Origin of the sequence: Streptomyces sp. NEAU-sy36, from assembly GCF_013423905.1 — a bacterium.
GTDB classification, from domain to species: domain Bacteria; phylum Actinomycetota; class Actinomycetes; order Streptomycetales; family Streptomycetaceae; genus Streptomyces; species Streptomyces misionensis.
In genome coordinates this window covers 2,055,952-2,068,944 of sequence record NZ_CP058977.1, presented here as the reverse complement: position 1 = coordinate 2,068,944, position 12,993 = coordinate 2,055,952, and the positions used below count along the sequence as shown (strand labels likewise).

Genomic DNA, 12,993 nt, shown 5'->3' with positions numbered 1-12,993 from the left:
CGCCGCCCGCGCCGGTCAGAACACGACCAGCGCCCGGCCGCCCTTCCCCACCCGCATGTTCTCGAAGGCCCGCGGGATGTCCTCCAGGCCGATCCGCTCGGTGACCAGGGCCGACAGGTCCAGCCGGCCCGTACGGACGTGGTCCGCGAGGACCGGGAGGTCACGGGCCGGATCGCTGTTGCCGTAGACGCAGCCGGAGAGCGTGCGGCCCCAGTGGAAGAGTTCCAGGGCGTTGAAGGTGACCTGCTGGTCCTTGCCGCCGATGCCGACGACCGTCGTGCGGCCGCCCCGCCGGGTGGACTCCCAGGCCGCGCGGATGCTGACCGCGCGCCCGGCGCACTCGATGGCGACGTCCACGCCCTGGTCGCCGGTGAGCGCGCGGATCTCGCGCGGGGTGGCGGCCGAGGCGAGGACGTAGTCGGTGGCGCCGGCCGCGCGGGCCAGGGCTTCCTTCTCGGGGGTGACGTCGACGGCGACGATCCGGGCCGCGCCCGCGATCCGCGCCGACTGGAGGGTGGCGAGCCCCACCCCGCCCGCGCCGAACACGGCGACGGTCTCACCGGGGCGGACCCGGGCGCTGTGGTGGACGGCGCCGTACCCGGTGAGCACGGCGCAGCCGAGGAGCGCGGCGTCCGTCAGCGGCACGCCCTCGGGCAGCGGCAGCACGGCCCCCGCCGGGACGACGGTCTCCTCGGCGAACGCGGCCACGGTCAGGCCGGGATGCAGCTCGGTGCCGTCGGCGGTGCGGGCGTACACCTCGGCGGAGCCGTTGAGGGCGTTGGCGCACAGCCAGACCTCGCCGAGCCCGCAGGCGTGGCAGTCGCCGCAGGAGGGCGCCCAGTTGAGGACGACGGGCGCGCCGGGCGAGACATGGGTGACGCCCTCGCCCACGGCGACCACCGTGCCCGCGCCCTCGTGCCCGAGGACCGCGGGGACCGGCACGCGCATCACGCCGTCGGCCAGGGACAGGTCGGAGTGGCACACCCCGGCGGCCGCGAGGCGGACCCGGACCTGGCCGGGGCCCGGGTCGGGCAGCTCGATGCCGGTTATCTCCAGGGGCGCGCCGACGGCGGGCAGGACAGCGGCTCGTACGGCCATGTCGGGTGGACTCCCTCAGAACTGGAAGGACTTGGTCTGGAGGTACTCGTCGAGGCCGTGGCTGCCGAGTTCCCGGCCGACCCCGGACTGCTTGTAACCGCCGAACGGGGCCAGCGGGTTGAACCGGCCGCCGTTGATGTCGACCTGCCCGGTCTCCATCCGCCGGGCGAAGGCCACGGCCTCGGCCTCGTCACCCGCCCAGACGGCACCGGCCAGACCGTACACCGTGCCGTTGGCGATGCGCAGGGCGTCCTCCTCGTCGGTGTAGGGCAGGACGCACAGCACCGGGCCGAAGATCTCCTCCTGTGCGATCGTCATCTCCGGTGTGACGTCGGCGAAGACGGTCGGGCTGACGAAGTAGCCCTTGTCACGGGGGGACTCGGGGCCGCCGACGACCAGCCGGGCACCCTCGGCGACGCCCTTCTCGATGTAACCGCGCACCCGGTCGCGCTGCCTGGCGCTGACCACCGGCCCGATGCGGTCGCCGTACTTGGCGGCGGCGGCCCCGGCCAGCTCGACGGCCTGCGCGTACCGGTCGCGGTGGACCAGCATCCGGGTCCAGGCGCTGCACGTCTGGCCGGAGTTGTTCATGACGTTGGCGACGCCGACGTTCACCGCCCTGGCGAGGTCGGCGCTCGGCAGGATCACGTTGGCGGACTTGCCGCCGAGTTCGAGGGCGACCCGCTTCACCGCCCCGCCGGCCAGCGCGCCGATCCGGCGGCCGACCGCGGTGGAGCCGGTGAAGGAGACAAGGTCCACGTCCGGGTGCTCGGCGAGCGCCTGCCCGGCGACCGGCCCGAGGCCGGTGACCAGGTTGAACACGCCCGCGGGCACGCCCGCTTCGTGCACCGCCTCGGCGAACAGCTGGGCGGTGAGCGGGGTGTCCTCGGCGGGCTTGAGGACCACGGTGCAGCCCGCGGCGAGCGCCGGGGCGACCTTGGCGACGATCTGGTGGAGCGGGTAGTTCCAGGGGGTGATCGCGCCCACCACGCCGACGGGCTCGTGCAGGACGGTGGAGTTGCCGACCCTCTCCTCGAAGGGGCGACTCGCGGCCAGTTCGGCGTAGGACCCGGCGACCGCGATGGGCACGCCCGCGTGCACCGCCTGCGAGAAGGCGAGCGGCGCGCCCAGTTCGGCGGTGACCGTCTCGGCGATCTCGTCCTTGCGGGCCGCCAGGACGTCCCGCAGGGCGGACAGCCGGGCCGCGCGCACGGCGGGCGGGGTGGCGGCCCAGCCGGGCAGGGCGGCGCGGGCCGCGCGCACGGTGGTGTCCACATCCGCGACACCGGCGGCCGGGACCCGGGCGATGACCTGCTCGTCGGCGGGATTCACGACCTCGATCACGTCGTCCGGGTGCCCGGCGGGGCGCCATGCTCCGTCGATGTAGAGACCGTCGTGTGCCTGCATACCGCTTCCTCCCGGCGTTCGTCCCACTGGACCCCGCCCAAACTAGCGGCGATAGTTTTCCGGCGCCAGACACGCACCGGGGGCGGGCCTCACCGGGTCGCGGTGAGGTGGGCGAACACCACCACGTTGCTCGTGTAGCCGGTACGCCTGCTGTACAGGCCCCCGCAGGTGAGCACGCGCAGCTCGGGGCGGCGGGAGCGGCCGTACACCTCCTTGTCGGGGAAGCCGGACTTGTCGAAGACCTGCACCCGGTCGACGGTGTAGACGGCGGTGCGGCCGTCCGCGCGCCGGGCCTCGATCTGCTTGCCGGGCCTGATGTGCGGAAGGGAGGCGAACACCGCCGGCCCGGTCGGGGTGTCGCGGTGGCCCACGGCGATCGCGGTGCCCGCCTCGCCCGGGGTCGCGCCGCCCTCGTACCAGCCGACGGCCTTCGGCCGGTCGAAGGGCGGTGTCTCCAGCTGCCGGTCGCGGTCGAGCCGCACCCCGGTGACCGGGGCGTCGATCCCGAGGGAGGGGATGCGCACGGAGGTGGGCCGGGACCGGGGCAGCGGGCGGGCGGTGTCCGGCGCGCCCCGTCCGTCGGCGCCGGCCGGTCGCGCCCCCGCGGCCGCGACGCCCGTGCGGTCCGGGGCGCCGTCGTCCCCGCACCGGCCGATCAGCGTCACCAGGACGGCCGTGAGCACGACCGTCCTGGTGAGGCGGTAGGCACGGGTCCGGTACCAGGGCCTGCGTCGGCGCCTACGCCGCGCCATGGGGCCGCCGGCGGTTCAGCCGGAAGTACACGACGGAGCCCACCGCGACCAGGCCGACCGCGGCGGCGGCGCCGACCGGGGAGAACGCGGCCGCGGTGTCGATGAGACCGCCGCCACCGGCGTGCACCCCGCCCTGCGGGCCGCTGTGGTCGCCGCCGCCCTGGCCCCAGGAGGCGTCGTTGTGCTGCTGTTGCTGCGGGTGGTCCTCGATCTGGCCGGGCGCGCCCGGGGCGCCGTTCTCGTGGCAGTTGACCCGGAACACCTTCTCCTTGAGCGCGCCGGCCACCGCCCAGGTGATCCGGTACTGGCCGTCGGCGAGGCCCAGCGGGTCGGTGTGCCCGGCGCCGCCGGCGAGCTGGATGGTGCCGGTGACGGTGGCGGCCGTGGGCAGCGGGGGCTGGGGGGTGATGGTGTAGGCGATGACGGGGAGCACGTCGAAGTTGACCGCGTCGAGGTAGAACCTGCACACCGTCGGGTCGTCCTTCGAGACGCCGAAGGGTGTGCCGACTCGGTGGACTCTGATGTCGCCGTTCTCCCCCTGGGCCATGGCGGTCGGTGCCGCCACCCACGACGCGCCCGCCGCGGCGAGTGCGGTCAGGACGACGGTGGCACCGGCGCGGGTGCCGGCGGTGCGTGGGAACGTACGGGTGGGCATGCGCATTTCCTCCGAGTCAGACGATTTTCATACAAATCGATCTCGTCTGGACTCTGCCCAATGCACTCGGCGGCCGACGGCAGCGGCGCCCGGCGCGCCGTGAGATATCCCCCTGGCGGCGCAACGCGCCCGTCGGCGCCCTCGCCGGGAGGCCGACGGCGGCCCGACGGGGAACGCCGTCGAGGACCGCGCCTCCCCGACGGCGGGTCGAGGAGACCGCCGTCGCGCGGTCGCCCGGTGCCGGCGCCGGGGCGGTGACGGCGCGCGCCAGCGGATGCCGGGACGGCCGCGGCGCCGGCCGCCGCCCTCCGCACCGCGCGCGACCACGACGCGGGCGCCTCCTCGCGCCAACGAGGACCGGGCGGCAACTCCGCCTCCCGGGCGCGGGCTTGAGCGGCCGCGGGACGGCACGGGCGCCGTGGCCCGACCCCACCGCTCCCGTGCCTGCCGCTCAGTCGAGCAACCGCCCGAGATACGCCCGCAGCAGCTCGCGCGTCTCGTGGATGATCGCCTCGTCGCCCTCCGGGTCGAGCCGGAAGGCCAGTTGGACGAGGCTGTCCGCGCTCTCCACGGCGACCAGGAAGGCCCGGCGCAGTTCGTCGTCGGGGGTGCGGTCGAGATAACCGGCCAGCAGGTCCGAAAGCCGGTCCGCGACCCGGCTGTTGGGCTCGGTCTGGCGAGCGCCGACCGGGATCTGGTTGCCGAAGTCGACCAGGGAGAAGCCGGGCGCGGTGCGCTTCATCGCCAGGTACTCGTCCAGGACGGCGTCCATCGCCACGCGCCAGTCCCCCGCGCCGGCCCGCTCCAGCCGCCCCGTGACGTGCTCGACGAACAGTTCCAAGTTGCGCTGGGCCAGGGCGTCGGCCATCTGCCGCTTGTTGCCGAAGAACCGGTAGACGGAGCCGATGGGCACGCCGGCGCGCACCGCGACGGCCCGGGTGCTCAGGCCGTCGTAGCCCACTTCGTCGAGGAGTTCGGCGCAGGCGTCGAGGATCCTGGCCAGCCGTTCGGCGCTGCGCCGCTGGACGGGGGCGCGGCGGAGCGAGGTCGCGTGGGGCACGGGCTTCATGATGCCTTTCCGCCGGGGTCCGGTGAACCTCGTCCCAGGGTACGGAGAGGCGCGCATGCCACTCGGCCGCGTCCCCGGGCGCTCAGCCGCCGGTCACCGGGGCCGTGTTCGCGGTGGACGGCCGGGGCGAGGCAGGCGGCCGGGTGTCCGACACCGTTATGTCGGCGGTGCTCTGGACCGGCTTGCCGTGCACGGCCCACACCGTGCCGTCGTCGGCGTACAGCCGGGCGGTGACGTGGTGCGTGCCGTGCGGGACGAGCCGGGCGGGCAGGCGGTAGCGGGGGCCGCGCAGCCGGGCGACGCGCCGGCCGTCCACGAAGAGGCAGGCGAGCCCGCGCCCGGTCACCGCGGTGGGCCGCGCGCCGGGGGTGGAGACCCGGAAGTGGCGGAAGGTCAGGCGTACGTCCCAGCCGTCGGCGGAGTCCGGGGTGACCTCCACGGCGACCTTGGGTGCGTCCCTGCCGCCGGCCTCGCGCAGGTGGCGGCCCGCGTCGTCGGTGCCGGGCAGCACCTTGCCGACCGGCGAGGGCGACACCGCCTCCCCGCTCGCCCCGCCCGCGTGCGCCGTGCCGCCCCCCGCGCAGCCCGCCGTTGCGAACACGAGGCCCACCGCGAGCGCGGCGAGCCGTCTCCGGGTCCCCTTCGTCCACGACATGCCCGGAGCGTAGAACACCGGGGCCCGGCCGGGAATCCGTCCGAGGTCTGGTTCCCCGCGCACCACGGAGGGACGAGGGCAGGGATCGGACGCGAAGACGGCCCGCCCCCTTGCGCGGCACCCCGCGTAATCCTACGGTGTGGCATAGGAATGAATGGGTGTACTCAGTGGCGCGAAGGAGCGTGGGGGCGACCATGAGCGGGGACGCGCGGAAGACGGCCGAGGGACTGTCGTACCTGACCGGGTTCGGCAACGAGCACGCCTCGGAGGCGGTGCCGGGCGCGCTGCCCGAGGGCCGCAACGCGCCGCAGCGCGCACCGCTCGGCCTGTACGCGGAGCAGCTCAGCGGATCGGCGTTCACCGAGCCGCGCGCCCACAACCGCCGCTCGTGGCTGTACCGGATCCGCCCGTCGGCCGCGCACCCGGCGTTCACCCGGACCGCCAACGGGTCGATCCGCACGGCGCCGTTCACCGAGACCGTGCCCGACCCCAACCGGCTGCGCTGGAACCCGCTGCCGGCGCCCGCCGCCGGGACCGACTTCGTCGCGGGCCTGTGGACGCTCGGCGGCAACGGCGACGCGACCCAGCGCACGGGCATGGCCGTGCACCTGTACCACGCCGACACCTCCATGGAGCGCGTCTTCTCCGACGCCGACGGGGAGTTGCTGATCGTGCCCGAGCACGGCGGGCTGCTGCTGCACACGGAGTTCGGGCGGCTGCACGTGGAGCCCGCGCACGTGGCGCTGATCCCGCGCGGGGTGCGCTTTCGGGTGGAACTGCTGGACGACTCCGCGCGCGGGTACGTCTGCGAGAACTACGGCGCCCCGTTCCGGCTGCCCGACCTCGGCCCGATCGGCGCCAACGGCCTCGCCAACGCACGGGACTTCCGCGCGCCGGTCGCCGCGTACGAGGAGACCGAGGGCCCGGTGGAGGTGGTGAACAAGTTCTGCGGCAACCTCTGGACGGCGACGTACGACCACTCGCCGCTCGACGTGGTGGCGTGGCACGGCAACCATGTGCCGTACGTCTACGACCTGCGCCGCTTCAATGTGATCGGCACCATCTCCTACGACCACCCGGACCCCTCCATCTTCACGGTCCTGACCTCCCCCTCGGACACCCCCGGCCTGGCCGGCGTCGACTTCGTCGTCTTCGCGCCGCGCTGGCTGGTGGGCGAGGACACCTTCCGGCCGCCGTACTTCCACCGGAACGTGATGAGCGAGTACATGGGCCTGATCGAGGGCGCCTACGACGCGAAGGCGGAGGGCTTCGTGCCGGGCGGCGGCTCGCTGCACAACATGATGTCGGCCCACGGCCCGGACCGGGAGACGTTCGACAAGGCCAGCGCGGCCGAGCTGAAACCGCAGAAGATCGACGACGGCCTCGCCTTCATGTTCGAGACCCGCTGGCCGGTGACGCTCACCCCGCACGCGGCCCGCGCCGACCACCTCCAGCGGCGCTACGACGACGTGTGGCACGGCCTGGAGCGCAACTTCCGCGTGTGACACGCGTGTTGCGCCCGTTGCTCCCGAACGGTACGGATATCAGCGTGACCTCCTTCGCCCCGGACTCGATCGTCCTGAACCGCAAGCTCCCGCTCTGGTATCAGGTGTCGCAGTCGCTGCGCGCCTCGATACTGGGCCGCTCGCCCGCCGACCCGCTGCGCCTGCCCACCGAGGAACGGCTGGCGGAGCACTACGGGGTGAGCGTGCTGACCATGCGGCAGGCGCTGAAGGAACTGGAGGACGAGGGGCTGATCAGCCGGCACCGGCGGCGCGGCACGTTCATCGAACCCGATGCCCGGCGCGGCGCCCCGGTGCGGCTGCTGGGCTCGGTGGACGCCATCGTGGCCCAGCAGTCCGGGATGACCACGAAGCTGCTGAGCCACGGTCCGGCGCCGGTGCCGGGCGGGCTCGTCGACTGCTTCCCGGGGCTCACGGAGGTGGCCGCGTACCACCGGCTGCGCAGCGACGAGAAGACCGGCGAGCCGACCAACCACGCGGTGAACCACGTACGCCCCGAACTGGCCGCGCGGATCGACCCGGACGATCTGCTGCGCTGGCCGATGACGAAGGTGCTGCGGGACGTCGTCAAGGCGGACATCTCCCGGATCACGGACACCGTGGAGGCCCGGCTCGCCGACCCGGAGACCGCCCGCCTCCTCCAGGTCCCGCTGCTCAGCCCGATCCTGCACTACACGGGCGTCACCTACGACACCGCCGGCCAGGTGCTGGACGTGGCGGTGATCCACTACCGGGGCGACCGCTTCTCCTTCACGGTGACCCTGGACGCCACCTGACCCGGCCGGTGCCCTGGGACCGTACGATGCCCAGCGTGCCGTACGACGACGACGCTCCGCTGCTGGCGGACCTCATGCCGTGGTCCGTCGCACCGCTGCGGCCGGGCCGCGCCTGGCCGACGGCGCCCGACCCCGCCTCCCTGAAGGCCCGCTGGGACGCGCTGCTGAAGGCCGGACTCCCGGACCGCGAGGCGCTGTTCGAGCCGACCAGGGCCCGCACCCTGCACTCGGCCGTGCCCCAGTTGCCCGGCCGGGCCGCCGGCACCCGGCGCCTGGCCCGCGCGGAGGGCCCCTGCGCGGAGCCGGTACGCGTCCTCGCGGGCCCCTTCGACGAGCAGTGGCTGATCCCGGACCACCGGCTGCTGGACGCGGCCCGCCCGGAGCTGTGGCGCGTGGCGGACGCCCACCAGGTCTTCGCCGTGACGACCCCCGACGAGCGGCACCCGGTCCTGGCGGCCTCCCTCCTGCCCCTCCTGCGCACCGGCCGCGTCCACCCCCTGTACCGCCGCCCCGGGGGCTCGGAACCCAACCTGGCCCCCGGTCTGCTGGACCTCCTCTCGGACCGCCTGGGCCTGCGGGTCGCCCCGCTCGACCTCCTGGCCTGGGTCCTCGCCGCCGTGCGCCCCGGGCACACGGTCCCCCTGACCGACGATCCCCGGCTCTGGTCGTCCGGTGTGGAGCTGGGCCGGCGCACGCTCTGGCTGATGCGCCGCGACGGCGAGCGCCCCAAGCTGCCCGGCGGCCGCCGCCCCTACGTCCGCGCGCCCCTGCCGCCGCGCCCCCGCACCCTGCGCTACGACCCCGAGGAGGAGACCCTCCACCTGGACGAGGGCCGCGTCTCCCCCGTCCCCGCGGCGGCCTGGGAGTACGAGCTGAACGGCAGCCGCGTCCTGGAAGCGTGGTTCGCCGCGCGCACGGCTTCGGCCGCCCCCGGCACACTGGCGGCGATCGGCCCGGCGACATGGCCCCAGCCGTGGACCTCGGAGCTGCTGGAGCTGATCACGGTCCTGGCACTGCTGGCCGAACTGCGTCCGCGCGGAGTCGGGTCGGGGCCGTCCGCGATCACGGCGGCGGACCTGCGCCGGGCGGGCGTCCTGCCGCCGCCGCGGGCCGCCCGCCTGCCCGCCTCGGTACTGGACCTCCCCGAGGAGGGCCCGGAAGGGCAGTTCGCCCTGCTGTAGCGGCCGCGGGCGGGATCCCGGGGCAGCGGAAAGGGTCTAACGCGGCTCGTACGCGTCCAGGATCCGTGCGAGCGCCCGCTCGAAGACCGCCTCCAGATCCACCGGCCCCGAGGCCTCCGCGAACGCCGCCGCCATCCTCGGGTACGCCCCGGACGCGACCTGCCGGGCCAGGTAGGCCCCCCGCACCGCGGCCTCCTCCGCCTCCGACCACGGCAGCGCCCGCGCCCGCTGCGCGCTGTCCAGCTCGTTGCGCACGTACGTCGTCACCACGCCGTTGACCATGGCGATGAGCTCCAGCTTGGTCCCGTAGGAGGCCGCCAGGGGTTCCAGACAGGCCAGGCAGTGCTCCAGGTACCGCAGGGTGTGCGGGCTGAACCCGTAGACCGGTGACATCAGGCGCGGCAGCCACGGGTGCCGGTGCATCAGCTCCCGCGTCTGGCGCGCCACCCGCATCAGATCCGCTCGCCAGTCGCCGCACGGCTCCCACAGGACGTGTTCGGCGGCAGCCGCGTCGGCCATCAGCTCGTACAGGTCCTCCTTGCGGGGGACGTAGTTGTACAGCGACATCGTGCCGCATCCCAGCTCGGCCGCGACGTGCCGCATGGACACCGCGTCGAGCCCGCGCGCGTCGGCGATGCGGACGGCCGCCGCCGCGATGTCGTCGCGGGTGTACGCCGGCTTCGGCCCCCGCCCGGTGCGCTCGGGGCGCGCCCAGATCACCTCGGGAACGGCCCCTCGGACTGCCATCGGTCATCACCTCGGCCACCATCGTAGTTACGTACACCGTACGGAGTGCGCTATGGTCGACACATGCCAACTACGTACGCTGTACTTAGTGAAGGTCTGGAGAAGCGCTTCGGCGCGGTGACCGCCCTGCGCGGCCTCGATCTGGCGGTGGCCCGCGGCACCGTCTGCGGGCTGCTGGGCCCGAACGGCGCCGGGAAGACCACCGCGGTGCGCCTGCTGACCACGCTGCTGCGACCGGACGCCGGCTCGGCGCGGATCGCGGGACACGACCTGGTCCGCGAGGCCGCCGAGGTGCGTCGCCGGATCGCGGTCACCGGGCAGTACGCCTCGGTCGACGGCGATCTGACCGGCCGGGAGAACCTGCGCCTGTTCGCCCGGCTGCACCGGGTGCGCGGTCCGGCCGCGCGCGCCGACGAACTGCTGGAGCGCTTCGGACTCACCGAGGCCGCGAACCGCAGGTCCGCCACCTACTCGGGCGGCATGCGCCGCCGCCTCGACCTCGCCGCGAGCCTGATCGGCCGCCCCGAGGTGCTCTTCCTGGACGAGCCGACCACCGGCCTCGACCCGGCCGGCCGCGCCGGCATCTGGCAGGCGGTGCGCGAACTCGCGGCGCGGGGCACGACGGTGCTGCTGACCACCCAGTACCTGGAGGAGGCCGACCAGCTCGCCGACGACATCGCCCTGATGGACCGGGGAAGGATCGCGCACACCGGTTCGCCCGCCGAACTCAAGGCGCGGATCGGCTCGTTCGCCGAGGCCGTGGTCACCGACCGGGCCGTCCTGGACCGGGCGGCCGCCGTGCTGGACCGGCTCACCGGCCGCGAGCCGGTGTTCGACCACACGCGCGGCTCCGTGGGCGCCCTCACCACCGACCCGACGCTCACCCTGCCCCGCCTGGTGCGCGAACTCGACGCGGCGGGCGTGCCGCTGCTCGACGCGAGTCTGCGCCCGCCCACCCTGGACGACGTGTTCCTGCGGCTGACCGGAGCGGCCGCCAAGACCGAGGAGCGTGCCGCGTGAGCGCGTTGGCGTACGACGGACTGGCCATGGCGGGACGGCAGCTGCGCCGGGTGCGCAACAGCCCGGGCCTCGCCGTGCTGACCCAGCTGATGCCGGTCAACATGCTGCTGTTCTTCGGCTACGTCTTCGGCAGCGCGATCGCCATGCCCGGCCGCGAGTACCGCGCCTTCCTGGTGCCGGGGCTGCTGGTCGCGACCGCGGCGGGCGGCTTGATGACCGGCATGTTCCAGGCCGCCGCGGACACCCACCGGGGCGTGACGGACCGGTTCCGGTCGCTGCCGGTGAGCCGGGCCGCGGTACCGCTCGGACAGGCGGTCGCGGACCTCGTGGTGACGGCCGTCGGAACGGTGCCGCTGCTGCTGGTGGGGCTCGCCGTGGGCTGGCGGATCGAGGGGTCGGCGCTCGCGGCGGCCGGCGCGGTCGGGCTGCTGCTGCTCTTCCGGTTCGCCTGCACCTGCGCCGGGATCTTCCTGGGACTGCTCAGCCGCAGCGAGGACGCGGCCGGACAGCTCGGCGCCTCCTCCTTCGTGCTGCCGCTGCTGTCCGACGCGTACATCCCGACGGACCACCTGCCGGGCTGGCTGCGGACGCTCGCCGAGTGGAACCCGATCAGCGCGGTGACCACCGCCCTGCGGGACCTGTTCGGCAACGCGCCCGTGCCGCCCGGCGCCGCCTGGCCGGTGACCCACCCGGTCGCCGGGTCGCTCGCCTGGAGCCTCCTGCTGATCGCGGTGTTCCTGCCGGCCGCGGTGCGCCGGTACGGCCGCGGCGAGTGACCGAGGACGTACTGACAAAGGCGCGGGGCAGGGGAGATCATCCACCCCATGGACCAGCAGCCGCTGCCCTTGGAGGGCATCACCGTCGTCACCGTGGAACAGGCCGTGGCCGCGCCCTTCGCGACCCGGCAGCTCGCCGACCTGGGGGCGCGGGTCATCAAGGTGGAGCGGGTGGACGGGGGCGACTTCGCGCGGGGCTACGACACGGCGGCGCGCGGGCTCGCCTCGCACTTCGTGTGGTGCAACCGGGGCAAGGAGTCCCTCGCCCTCGACCTGAAGGACCCGCGCGGCCTCGCGGTGGTACGGCGGCTGGTCGCGGACGCGGACGTGTTCGTGCAGAACCTGGCGCACGGCGCGGCGGCCCGGCTGGGGCTGGACGCGGCCACGCTGTGCGCCGCCCACCCGCGGCTGGTCGCCGTGGACATCTCGGGCTACGGCCCCTCGGGGCCGTACGCGGACAAGCGGGCCTACGACATGCTGGTGCAGTGCGAGGCGGGTCTGGTGTCGGTGACCGGGACGCCGGAGCGGCCGGTGAAGGCGGGGATCCCGGCGGCGGACATCGCGGCGGGCATGTACGCGTTCTCCGGGGTGCTGGCGGCGCTGGTGCGGCGAGGTGTGACCGGGCGCGGCGGGCCGGTGGAGGTGTCCATGCTGGAGGCGCTGGCCGAGTGGCTGGGGCATCCGCTGCACCACACGATGCACGGCGGCGAGCCCCCGGCGCGCACCGGGCTCGCGCACGCGGTGATCGCCCCGTACGACGCCTATGCCACGGCGGACGGCGGCCGGGTGCTGCTGTCGGTGCAGAACGACCGGGAGTGGCGCCGGCTGGCCGAACAGGTGGTGGAGCGGCCCGAGTTGGGCACCGATCCGAGGTTCGCGACGAACGCCGCGCGGGTCGCGCACCGGACGGAGACGGACGGCGTGGTGGCGCGGGCGCTGGGCGCGCTGGGCGCGGACGAGGCCGTCGCGCGGCTGGAGAAGGCGGGCATCGCCTGTGCGCGGCTGCGGGATCTGCGCGAGCTGGCGGAGCATCCGCAGCTGGCGGCCCGTGAGCGGTGGCGTCAGGTGGGTTCGCCGGTGGGGCCGTTGCGGGCGCTGCTGCCTCCGGTCACGCTGCCGGGCGGGAAGGAGGCTCGGATGGGCGACGTGCCCGCGCTCGGACAGCACACCGGGGCGCTGCTGCGTGCCGTGGGGATGACGGACGACGAGATCGCAGCGTTGCGCCGGGACGGTGTGGCGGCCTGAGCGCGGGCCCTGGACGGGGTCCAGGACCGCCGGTTCGCCCGGTGAGCGCCGGGTGGGCGCTCAAAGGGGCCGTTCAGTGACCGGCCAAG

Annotated in this window: 13 protein-coding genes; 6 read left to right on the top strand and 7 right to left on the bottom strand. The window is 74.6% G+C overall.

The genetic code is table 11. The annotated features are described in order from the left end of the window. Positions 1–15 precede the first annotated feature (15 nt). From HZZ00_RS09415 to HZZ00_RS09390, 6 genes are all read right to left on the bottom strand, one after another. The gene (locus HZZ00_RS09415) at positions 16–1,098 is read right to left on the bottom strand and encodes a Zn-dependent alcohol dehydrogenase (protein WP_180331772.1); all 1,083 of its coding nucleotides are present in this window, start codon (positions 1,096–1,098) and stop codon (positions 16–18) included. 15 nt (positions 1,099–1,113) lie between these two features. Beyond that, positions 1,114–2,505 carry an aldehyde dehydrogenase family protein gene (locus tag HZZ00_RS09410; protein ID WP_180331771.1) on the bottom strand — a complete coding sequence of 464 codons (1,392 nt, stop codon included), beginning with the start codon at positions 2,503–2,505 and terminating at the stop codon, positions 1,114–1,116. An 89-nt stretch (positions 2,506–2,594) separates the two neighbouring features. Beyond that, a complete protein-coding gene (locus HZZ00_RS09405; RefSeq protein WP_180331770.1) occupies positions 2,595–3,257 on the bottom strand; it encodes a class F sortase in 663 nt (220 codons plus the stop codon). Beyond that, positions 3,244–3,912, bottom strand: a complete 669-nt coding sequence (locus HZZ00_RS09400) for a hypothetical protein (protein WP_074991905.1) — start codon at positions 3,910–3,912, stop codon at positions 3,244–3,246. The genes HZZ00_RS09405 and HZZ00_RS09400 overlap by 14 nt, the downstream gene beginning before the upstream one ends. A 451-nt stretch (positions 3,913–4,363) precedes the next feature. Continuing rightward, positions 4,364–4,981, bottom strand: a complete 618-nt coding sequence (locus HZZ00_RS09395; RefSeq protein ID WP_180331769.1) for a TetR/AcrR family transcriptional regulator — start codon at positions 4,979–4,981, stop codon at positions 4,364–4,366. An 82-nt stretch (positions 4,982–5,063) separates the two neighbouring features. Further along, entirely contained in the window at positions 5,064–5,636 is a 573-nt protein-coding gene (locus HZZ00_RS09390) for a hypothetical protein (protein ID WP_180331768.1), read from the bottom strand. A 194-nt stretch (positions 5,637–5,830) separates the two neighbouring features. Here HZZ00_RS09390 and hmgA point away from each other — a divergent pair, with 194 nt between their 5' ends. Genes hmgA through HZZ00_RS09375 form a run of 3 tightly spaced genes read left to right on the top strand, consistent with a single transcriptional unit; the run spans position 5,831 to position 9,116 of the window. Then, a complete protein-coding gene (gene hmgA / locus HZZ00_RS09385) occupies positions 5,831–7,141 on the top strand; it encodes a homogentisate 1,2-dioxygenase (RefSeq protein ID WP_180331767.1) in 1,311 nt (436 codons plus the stop codon). 44 nt (positions 7,142–7,185) lie between these two features. Beyond that, a complete protein-coding gene (locus HZZ00_RS09380) occupies positions 7,186–7,935 on the top strand; it encodes a GntR family transcriptional regulator (RefSeq protein ID WP_180331766.1) in 750 nt (249 codons plus the stop codon). A 26-nt stretch (positions 7,936–7,961) separates the two neighbouring features. Continuing rightward, positions 7,962–9,116: a type ISP restriction/modification enzyme gene (locus tag HZZ00_RS09375; protein WP_180331765.1), complete on the top strand. Its 1,155-nt coding sequence runs from the start codon at positions 7,962–7,964 to the stop codon at positions 9,114–9,116. Positions 9,117–9,152: 36 nt separating this feature from the next. Here HZZ00_RS09375 and HZZ00_RS09370 read toward each other — a convergent pair whose 3' ends face one another. Continuing rightward, positions 9,153–9,863, bottom strand: a complete 711-nt coding sequence (locus HZZ00_RS09370; RefSeq protein WP_180331764.1) for a TetR/AcrR family transcriptional regulator C-terminal domain-containing protein — start codon at positions 9,861–9,863, stop codon at positions 9,153–9,155. A gap of 63 nt (positions 9,864–9,926) precedes the next feature. On the opposite strand from HZZ00_RS09370, the gene HZZ00_RS09365 reads away from it, so the two are divergent. The 3 genes from HZZ00_RS09365 to HZZ00_RS09355 are packed head-to-tail and all read left to right on the top strand — an operon-like array spanning position 9,927 to position 12,904. Continuing rightward, a complete protein-coding gene (locus HZZ00_RS09365; protein ID WP_180331763.1) occupies positions 9,927–10,883 on the top strand; it encodes an ATP-binding cassette domain-containing protein in 957 nt (318 codons plus the stop codon). Then, positions 10,880–11,659, top strand: a complete 780-nt coding sequence (locus HZZ00_RS09360; protein WP_257585721.1) for an ABC transporter permease — start codon at positions 10,880–10,882, stop codon at positions 11,657–11,659. Before HZZ00_RS09365 ends, HZZ00_RS09360 begins: the two co-directional genes overlap by 4 nt. A 48-nt stretch (positions 11,660–11,707) precedes the next feature. Then, positions 11,708–12,904, top strand: a complete 1,197-nt coding sequence (locus tag HZZ00_RS09355; protein ID WP_180331762.1) for a CaiB/BaiF CoA-transferase family protein — start codon at positions 11,708–11,710, stop codon at positions 12,902–12,904. The last annotated feature ends 89 nt before the right edge of the window (positions 12,905–12,993 follow it).